The organism is Phenylobacterium parvum (genome assembly GCF_003150835.1).
Lineage (GTDB): Bacteria > Pseudomonadota > Alphaproteobacteria > Caulobacterales > Caulobacteraceae > Phenylobacterium > Phenylobacterium parvum.
The window spans coordinates 1158244-1171818 of record NZ_CP029479.1 but is presented as its reverse complement, the minus strand read 5'-3'; the positions used below and the strand labels follow the sequence as shown (position 1 = coordinate 1171818).

Annotated in this window: 17 protein-coding genes; 6 read left to right on the top strand and 11 right to left on the bottom strand. The window is 69.7% G+C overall.

Translation table 11 applies throughout. The annotated features are described in order from the left end of the window. The first annotated feature begins 96 nt into the window (after positions 1 to 96). Genes HYN04_RS05720 through HYN04_RS05705 form a run of 4 tightly spaced genes read left to right on the top strand, consistent with a single transcriptional unit; the run spans position 97 to position 3597 of the window. On the top strand, positions 97 to 1212 hold the full coding sequence (locus HYN04_RS05720) for an MlaE family ABC transporter permease (RefSeq protein ID WP_110449871.1): 1116 nt from the start codon (positions 97 to 99) through the stop codon (positions 1210 to 1212). Continuing rightward, on the top strand, positions 1209 to 2015 hold the full coding sequence (locus HYN04_RS05715) for an ABC transporter ATP-binding protein (protein WP_110449870.1): 807 nt from the start codon (positions 1209 to 1211) through the stop codon (positions 2013 to 2015). The genes HYN04_RS05720 and HYN04_RS05715 overlap by 4 nt, the downstream gene beginning before the upstream one ends. After that, positions 2015 to 2953, top strand: a complete 939-nt coding sequence (locus tag HYN04_RS05710) for an MlaD family protein (RefSeq protein WP_110449869.1) — start codon at positions 2015 to 2017, stop codon at positions 2951 to 2953. The genes HYN04_RS05715 and HYN04_RS05710 overlap by 1 nt, the downstream gene beginning before the upstream one ends. Next, a complete protein-coding gene (locus HYN04_RS05705; protein WP_110449868.1) occupies positions 2950 to 3597 on the top strand; it encodes an ABC-type transport auxiliary lipoprotein family protein in 648 nt (215 codons plus the stop codon). Before HYN04_RS05710 ends, HYN04_RS05705 begins: the two co-directional genes overlap by 4 nt. Here HYN04_RS05705 and folD read toward each other — a convergent pair. From folD to HYN04_RS05685, 4 genes are read right to left on the bottom strand one after another with little or no spacing between them, the layout of a single operon-like run. Continuing rightward, a complete protein-coding gene (gene folD, locus HYN04_RS05700) occupies positions 3594 to 4487 on the bottom strand; it encodes a bifunctional methylenetetrahydrofolate dehydrogenase/methenyltetrahydrofolate cyclohydrolase FolD (RefSeq protein ID WP_110449867.1) in 894 nt (297 codons plus the stop codon). The genes HYN04_RS05705 and folD overlap by 4 nt on opposite strands. Then, on the bottom strand, positions 4484 to 4987 hold the full coding sequence (locus HYN04_RS05695; protein WP_110449866.1) for an NUDIX domain-containing protein: 504 nt from the start codon (positions 4985 to 4987) through the stop codon (positions 4484 to 4486). The genes folD and HYN04_RS05695 overlap by 4 nt, the downstream gene beginning before the upstream one ends. Next, entirely contained in the window at positions 4987 to 6000 is a 1014-nt protein-coding gene (locus tag HYN04_RS05690; RefSeq protein WP_110449865.1) for a phospholipase C/P1 nuclease family protein, read from the bottom strand. Before HYN04_RS05690 ends, HYN04_RS05695 begins: the two co-directional genes overlap by 1 nt. Then, on the bottom strand, positions 5997 to 6596 hold the full coding sequence (locus HYN04_RS05685) for a glutathione S-transferase family protein (RefSeq protein ID WP_110449864.1): 600 nt from the start codon (positions 6594 to 6596) through the stop codon (positions 5997 to 5999). The genes HYN04_RS05690 and HYN04_RS05685 overlap by 4 nt, the downstream gene beginning before the upstream one ends. A gap of 94 nt (positions 6597 to 6690) precedes the next feature. Here HYN04_RS05685 and HYN04_RS05680 point away from each other — a divergent pair, with 94 nt between their 5' ends. Continuing rightward, positions 6691 to 7179, top strand: coding sequence for a 3D domain-containing protein (locus HYN04_RS05680; RefSeq protein WP_110449863.1), 489 nt, complete (start codon positions 6691 to 6693; stop codon positions 7177 to 7179). 8 nt (positions 7180 to 7187) lie between these two features. On the opposite strand, the gene HYN04_RS05675 is transcribed toward HYN04_RS05680, so the two are convergent. Genes HYN04_RS05675 through cobA form a run of 6 tightly spaced genes read right to left on the bottom strand, consistent with a single transcriptional unit; the run spans position 7188 to position 12114 of the window. Next, positions 7188 to 7994: a ferredoxin--NADP reductase gene (locus tag HYN04_RS05675; protein WP_110449862.1), complete on the bottom strand. Its 807-nt coding sequence runs from the start codon at positions 7992 to 7994 to the stop codon at positions 7188 to 7190. Between the two features lie 30 nt (positions 7995 to 8024). Continuing rightward, positions 8025 to 8762: a phosphoadenylyl-sulfate reductase gene (locus tag HYN04_RS05670; RefSeq protein WP_110449861.1), complete on the bottom strand. Its 738-nt coding sequence runs from the start codon at positions 8760 to 8762 to the stop codon at positions 8025 to 8027. A gap of 2 nt (positions 8763 to 8764) precedes the next feature. After that, the gene (locus HYN04_RS05665) at positions 8765 to 9265 is read right to left on the bottom strand and encodes a DUF934 domain-containing protein (RefSeq protein WP_338418734.1); all 501 of its coding nucleotides are present in this window, start codon (positions 9263 to 9265) and stop codon (positions 8765 to 8767) included. Beyond that, the gene (locus HYN04_RS05660; RefSeq protein ID WP_110449859.1) at positions 9255 to 10907 is read right to left on the bottom strand and encodes a nitrite/sulfite reductase; all 1653 of its coding nucleotides are present in this window, start codon (positions 10905 to 10907) and stop codon (positions 9255 to 9257) included. The genes HYN04_RS05665 and HYN04_RS05660 overlap by 11 nt, the downstream gene beginning before the upstream one ends. A gap of 8 nt (positions 10908 to 10915) precedes the next feature. Next, positions 10916 to 11275 carry a DUF2849 domain-containing protein gene (locus tag HYN04_RS05655; RefSeq protein ID WP_110449858.1) on the bottom strand — a complete coding sequence of 120 codons (360 nt, stop codon included), beginning with the start codon at positions 11273 to 11275 and terminating at the stop codon, positions 10916 to 10918. Next, positions 11272 to 12114 carry a uroporphyrinogen-III C-methyltransferase gene (cobA, locus tag HYN04_RS05650; protein ID WP_110449857.1) on the bottom strand — a complete coding sequence of 281 codons (843 nt, stop codon included), beginning with the start codon at positions 12112 to 12114 and terminating at the stop codon, positions 11272 to 11274. The genes HYN04_RS05655 and cobA overlap by 4 nt, the downstream gene beginning before the upstream one ends. A gap of 157 nt (positions 12115 to 12271) precedes the next feature. On the opposite strand from cobA, the gene gcvA reads away from it, so the two are divergent. Further along, complete coding sequence (gene gcvA / locus HYN04_RS05645) at positions 12272 to 13228, top strand: transcriptional regulator GcvA (RefSeq protein ID WP_110449856.1); 957 nt, start codon at positions 12272 to 12274, stop codon at positions 13226 to 13228. Here the strand turns inward: gcvA and HYN04_RS05640 are convergent. Further along, the gene (locus HYN04_RS05640; protein ID WP_162599553.1) at positions 13225 to 13545 is read right to left on the bottom strand and encodes an Hpt domain-containing protein; all 321 of its coding nucleotides are present in this window, start codon (positions 13543 to 13545) and stop codon (positions 13225 to 13227) included. The genes gcvA and HYN04_RS05640 overlap by 4 nt on opposite strands. Positions 13546 to 13575: the final 30 nt, after the last annotated feature.

The window sequence follows — 13575 nt, the reverse complement described above, 5'->3', positions numbered from 1 at the left end:
TGCGGCCGAACAAGGGTTTGCTTGGCGCCATGGGCCTGGACTAGTGTGCCGGTGCGCGCGGGGCCGCACGTCCCGGACCGCCGTGCGGAATGATCCATGAGCCTGACCCCCGCCTTCACACCGCCTGACCCCCAAGATCCCGAGGCATTCAGGCTCACCGGCGACTGGTGCGGCGCCCCCGTCCAGGCGATCGGGGAGACCCTCATCGCCACGGTGCGTCCGGAGCCGGCAGCCCGGCTCGACCTGAACGGGGTTCGCCGCATGGACATCGCGGGCGCGCTGGCGATCCTGCGCGCCCTCGGCGCAGAGCCTGACCTGGCCCGGGTGAGCGGGCGTGATGACCATCTGCGCCTGCTCGACATGGTCGCCAGGGCCGACGCTTCACGGCCCAAGAGGAAGACCGGTCCCGGGCCCTTCCGCGCCTTCCTGGAACGGCTTGGCCGCGGCGTCGCCTCGGTCGCGCAGGAGACCTACGGCACCCTCGCCTTTGCGGGCCAGCTCATGGTGGTGACCGCCCGGACGCTGATGAACCCCCGGCGCATCCGTTGGGCGCCCTGCATCTCGATGGCCGAGCGCGCCGGCCTGGACGCCCTGCCCATCATAACGGTCACCACCTTCTTCATCGGCGCGGTGGTCGGCCTCCTCGGCGTGAACACCCTGCGTCAGTTCGGGGCCGAGGTCTTCGCCGTCGAGCTGATTGGCATCGCCGTCACCCGGGAGTTCGGCATCGTGATCACCGCCGTCCTGCTCGCTGGACGCTCGGCGTCGGCCTTCGCGGCGGAGATCGGTTCGATGAAGATGACCCAGGAGGTCGACGCCATGAAGGTAATGGGGGTCGATCCCTTCGAGGCCCTCGTCTTCCCCCGCGTCGCCGCCCTTCTGCTCACCATTCCGCTGCTCACCTTCGTGGCGACGGTCGCCGGCCTCATGGGCGGGGCCATGGTGACCTGGTCGATGCTGGGACTGGGCCCCAGCTTCTTCATGACCCGCCTCGTGGAGAGCGTCGGCGCCACGCATTTCTGGATCGCCCTGTCCAAGGCGCCCGTCATGGCCATCGCGATCGCCGGGATCGGCTGCCGGCAGGGCATGCTGGTGGAGGGTGATGTCCTGTCCCTGGGCCAGCGGGTCACCGCCGCGGTCGTGCAGGCGATCTTCGCCATCATCCTGATCGATGCCATCTTCGCCATGATCTACATGGAGCTTGACCTGTGACCGGCGCCGGGCTCCAGGACGCCGGGGATGAGCCGCCGGCCATCGAGATCCGCGGCCTTCGCTCTCAGTTCGGGTCCAGGGTGATCCACGAGAACCTCGACCTGACCGTCGAACGGGGCGAGATCCTGGGCGTCGTGGGCGGGTCCGGCTCGGGCAAGTCGGTCATGCTCAACACCATCATTGGCCTCAAGCGCCCGGAAGGCGGCTCGGTGCGGGTCTTCGGCCACGACATCCACGCCGACCCGGGCCGTAACTGGGGCGCGATTGAGCGGCGGTGGGGCGTGCTCTTCCAGCAGGGCGCCTTGTTCTCCAACCTGACGGTAGCCGAGAATGTCGAGGCGCCCCTGGCCGAGCATACCCGGCTGTCCCGCAAAACGATCCGCGAACTCGCGGAGATCCGCATCGGCCTGGTCGGCCTGCCGCCCGAGGCCTGCGACCTCAAGCCTTCGGAGCTGTCCGGCGGAATGCGAAAGCGGGCGGGTCTGGCGCGCGCCCTGGCCCTCGACCCGGAACTCCTCTTCCTGGACGAGCCCACCGCAGGCCTGGACCCCATTGGCGCCGCCGCCTTCGATGACCTCATCCTGGAACTGTCGCGCAGCCTGGGCCTGACCGTCTTCATGATCACCCACGACCTCGACAGCCTCTATGCGATCACCACCCGGGTGGCGGTGCTGGCCGACAAGCACGTGGTCGCCGCAGAACCCGTGCGGACCCTCGAAACCTCCACCCATCCCTGGATCCGGGAGTACTTCCTCGGACCCCGGGGACGCGCCGCCGCCCAGCAAACCCGGACCCAGGCCTGATGGAAAAAGACGCCAACTACGCCCTCGTGGGCCTGTTCTCCCTCCTCCTCCTCGTGGGGCTGCTGGCCTTCGGGATCTGGCTCGCCCAGTTCAACCTCAAGCGCGATTTCCAGAACTACGACATCGTCTTCCAGGGACCGGTGAACGGCCTCAGCAAGGGCGGCGAGGTACGGTTCAACGGCATCAAGGTGGGTGAAATCACCCAGATTGAGCTCTGGTCGCAGAACACCGAGAAGGTCATCGCCCATGTCCGCATGAGCGCTGGCGTGCCGGTCCGCACCGACTCTGTCGCCACCATCGAGCCCCTGGGCATCACCGGGGTGAACTTCATCCAGGTCAGTTCCGGGACCCGGGCCAATCCCCTCGTCCGGCAGCAGACCCCGTTTGGCAAGACGCCGATGATCGCCTCCCGGCCCTCTGCCCTCTCGGGCTTCCTGACCGGGGGGGAGTCGGTCCTGACCGAGACGGTGAAGGCCCTGCAGGGCGTCAACGCCATGCTGACGCCCGAGAACATCGCCGCCTTCCAGTCGTCACTCAAGAACGTGGAGCAGTTCTCCAGCGAGCTGGCCAAGCGCAAGCAGGTGATCAGCGAGACCGAGGCGGCCCTGAAGAGCCTCGACAACGCCGCCACGGAGATCGCGGCCCTTTCGGCCTCGAGCCGGACCCTGGTGGAAGGCGATGGGGCGCGGACGCTCAAGAGCCTGGGCGAGGCCGCCGCCGAGACCCAGGTCGCCGTGAAGGAGCTGAGGGGGGTCATCGCCCGGGTCGACGGGCCCGGCGGCGACTACACCGCCAGCAGCCTGTCCCAGTTCACCGCCGCCATCGGCGCCCTGCAGGGGGCCGCAGACTCGCTGACCCGACTGTCCCGCGAACTGGAAGCCAACCCCCGCGGCCTGATCACAAAGAGCCCCGGCAAGGAAAAGGAAGTCCGCCCGTGACCCTGACCCGGAACCTCCTCCGACTGTCCGCCGCTGGGGCGGCGCTGACCCTGGCGGGGTGCATCACCCTCCTGCCCGACGCCAAGCCGGCGCAGCTCTACCGGTTCACCCCGGAAACCGCGCCCCTGGCCGCCTCGACGCCTACCGAGGGCCGCATCCCGATGATCCGGGGCGGCGGAAGCTTCCACCCCGCCGCGGCGGGGGACCGGATCCTCACGGCCGATGGAGCCGAGGCGGCCTACCTGGCCAACGCCCGCTGGACGCAGTCGGCCTCCGTACTCTTCGACCAGGCCCTCGTCGCCGCCTTCGCCTCCAGCCGGGGTCCTGCGCGGCTCATCACGCCCGGCGAACTCGGCCGGCCGGCCTTCGGGCTCAGGGTCGATGTCTCCCGGTTCGAGGCCGACTATGACCAGGGCCCACGCGCCGCACCGGAGGTCCGGATCGACCTGCATGTCGTGGTCACCCGTCTCCGGGACCAGAAGGTTGTTCGCGAGGAGTCCCTGTCCTTCACGCGCCGGGCGGACGAGAACCGGGGCGGCGCCATCGCGGAGGCCTTCCAGGAGGCGACCCGTGAAGCCCTCGCCGCCATCATCAGGACGGCGGACGAAGGCGTGGCGACCAGCGTCGCGCCGGTCGGCGGCTAGACCCCGCGGATCCGCCGCGCCGCCGTCACGGTGTTGGCGAGGAGGCAGGCCACGGTCATCGGGCCGACGCCGTTCGGCACCGGCGTGATCGCGCCCGCGACGCGCCGCGCGCTCTTGAAGTCGACGTCGCCGACCAGCTTGGTCCGTCCCTCCGCCGCCTTGGCAGGGTCGTCGAAGGGCACCCGGTTGATGCCCACGTCGATCACGGTGGCTCCTGGACGGATCCAGTCCCCCGGGATCATCCGCGGTCTACCGACCGCCGCGACGAGGATGTCGGCCTCGCGGCAGACGGACGCCAGGTCGCGAGTCCGGGAATGGGCGATGGTCACCGTGCAGTCCGCCTGAAGCAGAAGTTGGGCCACCGGCCGGCCAACCAGGATGGAGCGCCCGAGCACCACGGCGCGAAGACCAGACAGGTTGTCGCCCAGGGTCTGTCGCAGGAGGATCATGCAGCCCACCGGCGTGCAGGGGGCGAGGGATGGAAGACCCTGCGACAGCCGGCCGGCGTTGACGACATGCAGGCCATCCACGTCCTTGTCCGGGTCGATGGCCTCGATCACCGCCTTCTCGTCCAGGCCCGGCGGGAGGGGCATCTGCACCAGGATGCCATGGATCGAAGGATCTGCGTTGAGCTGGCGCACCAGGTTTACGAGGTCGGCCTGCGACGTGTCCGCGGGAAGCTTGTGGGTCACCGAGTGCATGCCGGCGGCCCTCGACTGCTCGCCCTTGGAGCGCACATAGACCTCGGAGGCCGGGTCCTCGCCCACCAGCACCACAGCCAGTCCCGGGACCAGCCCATGGCGGGCCTTGAGCTCAGCGACGTCCGCGGCGACCCGCGCCCGAAGGGCCTCGGCCTCCGCCCTTCCATCGATCAGTGTGGCCTCGCTCATGACGTCCTCCGTCCCTGTCCCCGGGCCGGCCTACTATGCCCGCCGGCGCCTTGCAAACCGCGGAGCCACTCGACGACCGCCCAGGCGTGGGAAGGCCGGTGCAGCCCCCGGATCGCCTCAAGGGGCGTCTTCCAGACCAGCCGGTGATCCGGCTCGGTCGCCCCTCCCGGCGCGGGGCCCAGGATGTCGACCGCGAAGAAGCGGCCGCGGACATTGAAGGCCCGGCCCGCATTGATGATCACCCGGTCCGAGGAGTCCCCGACAAGGCCCGTGGGCCTGACCACCAGCCCTGTCTCCTCGGCGAATTCCCTGACCAGGGCGACTTCGGCCGATTCCCCGGGCTCCAGGCCGCCGCCCGGCAGCGCCAGCCAGACCTGCTCGGCAGGATCGCCGATCTCGACCAGGGCGAGTCTCTGTCCCCTCCGGGCGAGCCCGAAGGCGGAGGGCCGCTCGGGCCACGCCCTCCCGTCTTCCGGAAGGCCGAACTGCGGCGGCGCCATCAGTCCTTGCCGTAGAGCGAGGTCCAGATGTCGGCGCGCCCGGCCAGGGCGTCCTGGACCGTCATCTCGGGCCAGCCGAGCTTGGCCCCGGCCGACGTCTTCCAGGCGAGGTCGACAAGGTCGCGCAGGGCGCCGGCCCCTGCGGCCAGGCGGTCGCGGGCAAAGGCGGTCCCCTGCGGGTGGCCGGGGATCAGGGCGCCGGCCTTCTCCAGACGGTAGAGGGTGGGGACCTCCTTCCAGGCGACGGTGAGGTAGTCGGCGATCCGCACCTCAAGGCCGACTGCGTTCGGCGCGCGCGGGGGCATGGCCTTGCGGATGTCGTCCAGCCGGACGCCCGCCGCCACGAGCTCGCCTTCGAAGGGGCCGTGGATCCGGCTGCGGGTGAAGCCCTCAGGATTGGCCTCTCCCGACCAGCCATTGTAGTGGATGGTCACGTGCAGGGGCTGGGAGCCGTCAGAGACGTAGTGCGAGAGCCGGCCCATGGTCTGAAGGACCACCGCCTCGCGCCGACGCAGGTCCGCCCGGAACCAGGCCCGGCGCTCGGGGTTCTTCTCAGTCCGCACGGCGTAGTCGAGGACCCGCCACATGGCGAGGTCACGGGTCAGCTGCTGCTGGGTCTCCAGGATGGAATAGTAGAGCCATCCCGCCTTCCAGGCGTTGGTCCCGGCGGCTCTGAGGGCGGTCTCGAAGGCCTCGCGGTCGGCCGGCATGGCCTCAAGCCGGGGCCCGCCCATCACCGTGCCATCGTCGTACAGGTCGATGAAGTGGCCGGAATCCAGCGACACCCCGTGTGCACGGCCCGAGCCCTTGGAGCGATCCAGCTCCCGCGAGAACTCACCGACGTCGGCGGCGGCCGAGCGGGTCCGCAGGAAGGCGGGCAGGTCGGACGGCAGGGCCTCCACTGCGGCGACGCCCACCATCCTGTGGCCAGAAGACCCCCAGGCCAGGGCGGTGGCGGGCATGCCGCAGACCAGAGCCAGGGCGACGACGAGGGAAGGAAACCGGCGGGTCATCTGTCGTCTCCAAGGCGAGGGAGACCCAGGAAGGTCTCGAAGCGGTCGATCCATTCCCGGATGCGGGGCCAGGCCTCAAGCGCCAGCCCGGCCTCCGGCGCGAACCGTGTGTAGGGCGCCAGGGCCATGTCGGCGAGGGTGAACCGGTCGCCCACCAGCCAGTCGACGCCGTCGAGGGCCGAGTCCAGGCGATCCAGGGCCGCCTCGGCCCGGCGGAAGAGATCCGGACCCAGGGAGTCCGGCGACTTGCCCAGGTATCGGACCTGGAACCGGGCGACCGCCACGTAGGGCTCGTGGCTGTACTGCTCCCAGAACATCCACTCGAGCATGCGGGCCTCGAGGTAGGCATCCCTGGGGATCAGGTCGGACCCCCGGGACAGGTGCAGGATGATGGCGTTGGACTGGGCCAGCGGCCGACCGTCATCCAGGAGGACAAGGGGAACCTGTCCGGCGGGGTTCATGGCCAGGAATGCCGGCGTGCGGGTTTCGCCCGTCAGGACCCCGGTCTCGATCCACTCGTGGGGCAGCCCGAGAAGCTTCGCCGTCCACAGAACCTTCAGGCAATTGCCGGATATCGAGTCCCCGAAGATCTTCATAGCGCCCACTCCTCAGCCCGGCCAAGGTTGCCCGGGGCGGGCGCAATCGTTAAAAGGCGAGCGACGACAGATCAACGACGAAGGAGGAGACGTCATGCGACGCCGCCTCGCCGCCCTGGCCGCCATCCTCGCCGGCCTCGCCGCAGCCCCCGCCTACGCCAGCCAGAACACCCCTTCGGACCCGATCGGCGACCTGCTCGTCGGCGCCCTGACCGGCGCAGTGCCCGGATCTCCCCAGTTCCGGTTGAAGGCCTCGCTCTACCATGTCGGCGCCCGCGGCGTCGGCGTACTCGATTCCCTGGGCTGCCGGGTCGTCGCCATGCGCACCGCGGCGATCGACCCCCGTGTCATTCCCCGCCGCACCGTCCTGTTCATCCAGGAAACCGTGGGACTGAAGATGCCCGACGGCCGGCTGCACGATGGCTACTGGTACGCCTCCGACACGGGCGGGGCGATCAAGGGCAACCGGATCGACCTCTTCACGGGTTCGGGCGCGGCCTCGATGAAGCCGATCATGGGGCTCAACATGTCCCACCTGACGGTCAGCAAGATCGGCGACTTCAAGGGCTGCCCGCCCGCCTGAGGCCGGCCTCAGCTCTCCACGAAAGCCCGCTCAAGCACATAGTCGCCCGGCTGCGAGAGCGAGCCCTCGACAAAGCCCTTCGCCTCGAGAAGCGGCTTCAGGTCGCCGAGAACCGATGGGCCGCCACACAGCATCAGCCTGTCCTGTGCAGGGTCGAGGTCCGGCAGGCCGAGGTCGCGGCACATCTGGCCCGAGGCGATCAGGTCGGTGATCCGGCCCTGGGTCGGGAAGGGCTCGCGTGTCACCGTGGGATAGTACCGAAGCTTGGGCGCGACGATCTCGCCGAGGATCTCGTCGTTCGGCAGCTCCTGTTCGAAGAGGTCGCGGTAGTTCAGATCGGCGACCTCGCGCACCGTGTGGGTGACCACAATGGTCTCGAACCGGTCGTAGACCTCGGGGTCGCGGGCCAGGGACAGCCAGGGCGCAAGGCCCGTTCCCGTACCCAGCATGTAGAGCCTGCGCCCCGGCTTCAGGCCGTCGAGCACCAGGGTCCCGGTTGGCTTGCGCCCGATCAGCACGGTCTGGCCGACCTCGATGTCGCACAGGCGCGAGGTCAGCGGCCCGTTGGGCGCCTTGATGGAATAAAACTCAAGCTCGTCGTGCCAGGACGGGCTGGCGATGGAATAGGCCCGCACCAGCGGCTTGCCCTCGACCATCAGGCCCACCATCACGAACTGTCCGCTCTGGAACCGGAAGCCCGGATCCCGCGTCGTACGGAAGGAAAAGAGCTTGTCAGTCCAGTGCCGGACCCAGGTCACGGTCTCTTCGGCGAAAGCGCCCGACTTCTTGGCGGGCGCGGCGGCGGCTTCGGTCACTTGAAGGATCCAGGACTGGGGAGAGCGAGGTCAGATGTCGCCGCCAAGGTCGTTCACCGCCCCGGGCGTGCGGGCGACGTGTATCCCGCATTCGGTCTTTTCGGAACCCGCCCAGCGGCCGGCGCGGACGTCCTGGCCGGCTTCCACGGGCTGGGTGCAGGGCCAGCAGCCCAGCGACGGATAGCCGTGCTCGACCAGGGGATGGGGCGGCAGGGCATGGCGCTCCATGTAGGCGTCGAGGTCGGACTTGTCCCAGTTCGCCAGGGGATTGAACTTGATCCGTCCTTCGGCGCTCTCGACCACCGGCAGGGACAGGCGGTCGCCGCCGTGGAACCGCTTGCGCCCGGTGATCCAGGCCCCGAAGCCCTCCAGCCCGCGCTCGAGGGGCAGGACCTTGCGGACCTCGCAGCAGGCGTCCGTACTCGTCCGCCACAGGTCGCTCCGGGGGTCGGCGGTGGCCAGGTCGGCAAAGGCCGGGCGCAGGTCGCGCACGTCCGTAAGGCCCAGCCGGGCTGTCAGGGCGCGGCGATAGTCCAGGGTCTGGGCGAACAGCATGCCAGTGTCGAGGAACAGGATGGGCAGGTCAGGCCGGACCTGCGCCGCCATGTGCAGGAGGACGGCGGACTCCGCGCCGAAGGACGAGACCAGGGCCAGGCCCTGGGGAAACACCTCGACCGCCCGCGCCAGGATCGCCTCGGGATCGGCCCTGCGCAGTTCGGCGTCCAGCCTGGCCTCAAGGCCGGGAAGTTGAGCGGGATCGTAGGCCATTCTCAGGCTCCGCGTCTTTCATCAAAGGCCGGCGGGCGGCCATCGGCGGCCCTCTGGTAGACGTGCCGGTGGCGCGCGACGGCCGCAGCCCAGGTTTCCGGGTCCGACCCGTCCGAGGGAACGAAGGCGTCGAAGCCGCAGCGAACCATGAACCCCGCCTGGTCCCGCAGCACGTCGCCTACGGCCCGGACCTCGCCCTGGAAGCCCAGGCGGGTCCGGAGCAGGTGCGCCGAGGTGAAGGCCCGGCCATCGCGGAACTTGGGAAAGTCCAGGGCGACAACGGAAACCCCGCCCAGGCGCCCCTCCAGCGACTCCACGGCGTCGTCAGGCGACAGGCGAACTCCAAGGCGGCCGGCCCGCCCGGACGCCAGGGCGTTCCCGGCCTCCAGGAACCGGGCCAGGCTCACGAGGATGTCGCCGCCGGGGTCCAGCGCGCCGTCCTCAAGGAAGACGAAGGAGTCGTCTGCGGCGACGAAGTCGGCCCCGGCTGCTTTAATGAGCATCGGCATAGACGGCCTCCTTGAAGGGGGCGTCCCCGGTCCGGCGAAGGGTGTCGAGGAAGCGCTCACCCTCCTGCCGCTCGCGCAGGTAGGCCCCGACGATGGCCTCCACGGCGTCCGTCACCTTGTCGATGGGAAGGGCCGGACCCAGGATCTTGCCGACCGCGGCGTCTTCCGCTCCCGAGCCGCCGAGGGTGAGTTGGTAGAATTCCTCGCCCTTCTTGTCGACGCCCAGGATCCCGATGTGGCCCACATGGTGGTGACCGCAGGCGTTGATGCAGCCGGAGATCTTGATCTTCAGCTCGCCGATGGTCTCGGCGCGGTCCGGCGCCTCGAAGCGCCTGGCGATGTCCTGGGCCACGCAGATGGCCCGGGCGTTGGCGAGGGCGCAGTAGTCCAGGCCCGGGCAGGCGATGATATCGCTGATCAGGTTGATGTTGGGGGTGGCGAGTCCCACGGCCTCCAGCGCCTTCCAGACCGCGTGGACGTGCTCCAGCCGGATGTGGGGCAGGACCAGGTTCTGCTCGTGGGTGGCGCGGATGTCGCCCTGGCCAAAGCGCTCGGCAAGGTCGGCGACCACTTCCATCTGTTCGGCGGAGATGTCGCCCGGGGTCTCGCCGATCCCCTTCAGCGAGATGTCGACAATTCCGTAGCCGGGGCGGACATGGGCCTTGAGGTTGTTGCGAACGAAGCGGGCGAAGGCCGGCTCGGCGGCGCGGCGGGCCTCGAAGTCTCCAGTTGAGGCCGGAGGCTCGAAGCCTGGCCGGGTGAAAGCTGCGCGGATGCGGTCGATCTCGCCGGCCGGCACGTCGCCCTCCGTCCCGATCTTTTCCCACTCGGCCTCCACCTCGCGGGCGAAGGCCTCCGCCCCCAGGGCCGAGACCAGAATCTTGATGCGGGCCTTGTAGATGTTGTCCCGTCGACCGTGGCGATTGTAGACGCGGAGAATGGCTTCCAAGTAGGAGAACAGCCGCTCCGCCGGCAGGTACGAACGGATGGTCGGGCCGACATGCGGCGTCCGGCCCATGCCGCCGCCCACGATCACCTCGAACCCGGTCCCGCCGTCGCGGCCGCGCCTCAGCAGCAGGCCGATGTCATGCACCCTGGCCGCCGTCCGGTCATGGGGCGAGGCGGTCACGGCGATCTTGAACTTCCGGGGCAGGAAGGAGAACTCGGGGTGCAGGCTCGACCACTGGCGGATGGCCTCGCACCAGACGCGGGGGTCTTCCAGTTCATCGGCCGCCGCACCGGCATAGGGGTCGGCGGTGACGTTGCGGATGCAGTTGCCGCTGGTCTGGATGGCGTGGAGGTCCACCGCCGCCAGGGCGTCCAGGATATCGGGCGCATCCGCCAGCTTAACCCAGTTGAACTGGATGTTGGTCCGGGTCGTGAAGTGGCCGTAGCCGCGGTCAAACCGCCGGGCGATGTCGGCCAGGGCCCGCATCTGGACCGGGTTGAGCGACCCGTAGGGCACAGCCACCCGCAGCATGTAGGCGTGTAACTGCAGGTAGAGTCCGTTCATCAGCCTCAGGGGCTTGAACTGGTCCTCGGTGAGTTCGCCGGAAAGGCGGCGCTGCACCTGGTCGCGGAACTCGGCGGTGCGGTCGGCCAGGACCGCGCGGTCGACGGCGTCGTAGCGGTACATTCGCCCTCCTACTTGCGGCGGATCAGGTTGACGCGACCCGAGGACCGGGCGGCGCCGTGGGCCTGGCGAAGGGCCTCGACGGCGCCTCCCCCCTCTGCCTGCTTGCCGTGGCTTTCATGATTGGTCGGCCCCAGGGCGCGGATGCGTTCGCGGTAGCTGACCGGCGCCCAGAAGCCACCACTGTCGATCAGGTCGATCAGGTAGGGATCGATAACGATCGTCGGCTGGGATCGGGCGGCGCCCTCGGCCTCCGCGGCGGGATCGTCCTCCGCGAAGATCTGGGCGTCGGACAGGCGCTCAACCCAGGCGCCCGATCGCCAGAAGACGACCTCGCCATCGCTGAGCCGGTTTGCAGTCAGGGCCTTCATGCGCGCTCCTCCCGCACCGCGGGAAGGTCAGGCAGGCTGGCGACGGCGCCGGCCATGGCCTCTCCGATAAGCAGCAGGGCCGGACCGGTGTCGGAGGCGGCTGCGTCCGCCAGGTCGCCCAGGCGGACGCTTACGCGCCGCTCGTCCGGCTGGCTGGCGCGAAACACGACCAGGGCCGGCGTCGAGGCCGAGCGACCCGCGGCGATCAGGCGCCCGGCTATGCGTCCTGCGGTGCTGGCGCCCATGTAGACCGCCACGGTGTGGTTGGCGCGCGCCAGGGCGTCCCAGTCAAGGTCGGGCTCTCCCTCCCCTGCGGCGTGTCCGGTAACGAAGGTGACCGCCTGGGCCGAGTCCCGGTGGGTCAGGGGCGCACCGGCCGACGCGGAGGCCGCGAGGGCTGCGGTCACGCCCGGCACCACCTCGCAGGGCACGCCGGCGGCGCGGCAGGCCTCAAGCTCCTCGCCCCCGCGACCGAAGATAAAGGGATCGCCGCCCTTCAGACGGACAACCCTCAGGCCCTCCAGGGCCAGGCCGACCAGCAGCCGGTTGATCTCGTCCTGGGCGTAGGTGTGGCGGGACTTGCGCTTGGCCACGGAGATGCGCCGCGCCGAGGGCGGGGCCAGGTCCAGTATGGCGGCGGGAACCAGGCCGTCGTGCACAACGACCTCGGCCTCGGACAGCACCCGTACGGCGCGGACGGTCATGAGGTCCGGGTCTCCGGGCCCGGCCCCCGTGAGCCAGACCTTGCCGGTCCCGCCCAGCACACGCGGGCGACCGGCGACGCCGCCTTCGACGACAACCAGGTTCCGGCGCCTGGGGGCGGCTGAACGGCCTGACATGCTGGAAACTCACCCCTGGAAACGGGCCCAGGGCCCCGAAAGACTATGGCCGCCGCCCCAGACAAAGCGCGGGACGGAGGGCGGAAGGCTTGCAAACTGAACGCCCAGGGCTCAATTCGCAACCCGAAGACTTCTCCCCCAGCCTTCAGGAAATCTCGTGAAGCGTTCCCAGGACCGTCGCCGTCTGCCGCCCCTCAACGCCCTGCGCGCCTTTGAGGCCGCCGCGCGGCACCTGAACTTCTCCCGGGCGGCCGATGAGCTTTCCGTGACGCCCGGCGCTGTCTCCCAGCAGATACAGAACCTCGAGGACTATGTCGGCGCGCCCCTTTTTCGTCGGACCCCCAAGGGCCTCCTGCTGACCGACGCCGCCCAGACCGCCCTGCCCGCCCTGCGCGAGGCCTTCGATGGACTCGCCGAGGCCGCCTCCCTCTTGACCGCCGCCGTCGACGGCCGGCGCCTGACCCTGACCGCCGCGCCCTCCTTCGCCGCCAAGTGGCTGGTGCCGCGCCTGGGGCGTTTCGAGGCCGCCCACCCCCAGGTCGATGTCTGGCTTTCCGCGGGACTGGACCTGGTGGACCTGACGGCGGGCGAGGTCGACATCGCCCTGCGTTACGGCGCCGGTCGCTATCCGGGCATGGAGGTGCGCCGGCTGATCGGCGAGACCGTGATCCCGGTGCTCAGTCCCGAGCTTCACGCCGCCAACCCCCTGGATCGGCCCGAGGACCTGACGCGCCACCTGCTCCTGCACGACGGCTCGCCGGACCCGGACGATTCCTGCCCGGACTGGACCATGTGGCTGGCGGCCCGGGGCGTCCGCGACGTGGAGGGTGCGCGCGGTCCGCGCTTCAACCAGTCCAGCCTGGTGATCGAGGCGGCGGTCAACGGTCGCGGGGTGGCCCTGGCCAAGCGCACCCTGGCCCAGGACGACCTGGACGCCGGTCGCCTGGTGGCTCCGCTCCAGATCGCCACGGCGGTGGACTTCGCCTATTACCTTGTCCACCCCAAGGCCAAGGGTCGACTGCCCCAGGTGAAGGCCTTCATCAGCTGGATCACCGCAGAGGCCGAGGCCCATGAGGCGGCCCTGCGCACCCTGGATAACGGCGCCGGAATCTAGCCGGCCAGCCAGTCGCGGATTTCAGCCTCCGCTTGCGCCAGTTCCAAGAGGATCCCGTCGACCTCCTCGAACTCGCCCATCTCCCAGTCCTCGCACAGGTCGCCCAGGGCATGGGCGCCGACCGCGCGACCGGAGCCCTTCAGGGTATGGATGACGTCGGCCGCCTCCGGCCCGCGGCCATCACCCAGGCGCGCCTTCCAGCCTTCGGCCTCTTCCAGGAAGATCTCCAGGACCTCGCGCATCAGGCCCCTGTCGCCTGCGGCCAGCCTGTCCAGGAACCCGAAATCCACGCGGCCTGCATCGCCTGGCGAACTCATCTTCAACACTCCCCTTCCACGCCCTTGCGT

What these genes read in the sequence shown, in the direction of transcription:
- HYN04_RS05680 (WP_110449863.1), top strand. Translation starts at nt 6,691, where the DNA reads ATGCGACGCCGCCTCGCCGCCCTGGCCGCCATCCTCGCCGGCCTCGCC.
- HYN04_RS05655 (WP_110449858.1), bottom strand. Translation starts at nt 11,275, where the DNA reads ATGAAGGCCCTGACTGCAAACCGGCTCAGCGATGGCGAGGTCGTCTTC.
- HYN04_RS05670 (WP_110449861.1), bottom strand. Translation starts at nt 8,762, where the DNA reads ATGGCCTACGATCCCGCTCAACTTCCCGGCCTTGAGGCCAGGCTGGAC.
- HYN04_RS05690 (WP_110449865.1), bottom strand. Translation starts at nt 6,000, where the DNA reads ATGACCCGCCGGTTTCCTTCCCTCGTCGTCGCCCTGGCTCTGGTCTGC.
- HYN04_RS05640 (WP_162599553.1), bottom strand. Translation starts at nt 13,545, where the DNA reads ATGAGTTCGCCAGGCGATGCAGGCCGCGTGGATTTCGGGTTCCTGGAC.
- HYN04_RS05720 (WP_110449871.1), top strand. Translation starts at nt 97, where the DNA reads ATGAGCCTGACCCCCGCCTTCACACCGCCTGACCCCCAAGATCCCGAG.
- HYN04_RS05695 (WP_110449866.1), bottom strand. Translation starts at nt 4,987, where the DNA reads ATGGCGCCGCCGCAGTTCGGCCTTCCGGAAGACGGGAGGGCGTGGCCC.
- folD (WP_110449867.1), bottom strand. Translation starts at nt 4,487, where the DNA reads ATGAGCGAGGCCACACTGATCGATGGAAGGGCGGAGGCCGAGGCCCTT.
- HYN04_RS05710 (WP_110449869.1), top strand. Translation starts at nt 2,015, where the DNA reads ATGGAAAAAGACGCCAACTACGCCCTCGTGGGCCTGTTCTCCCTCCTC.
- cobA (WP_110449857.1), bottom strand. Translation starts at nt 12,114, where the DNA reads ATGTCAGGCCGTTCAGCCGCCCCCAGGCGCCGGAACCTGGTTGTCGTC.
- HYN04_RS05660 (WP_110449859.1), bottom strand. Translation starts at nt 10,907, where the DNA reads ATGTACCGCTACGACGCCGTCGACCGCGCGGTCCTGGCCGACCGCACC.
- HYN04_RS05665 (WP_338418734.1), bottom strand. Translation starts at nt 9,265, where the DNA reads ATGCTCATTAAAGCAGCCGGGGCCGACTTCGTCGCCGCAGACGACTCC.
- HYN04_RS05685 (WP_110449864.1), bottom strand. Translation starts at nt 6,596, where the DNA reads ATGAAGATCTTCGGGGACTCGATATCCGGCAATTGCCTGAAGGTTCTG.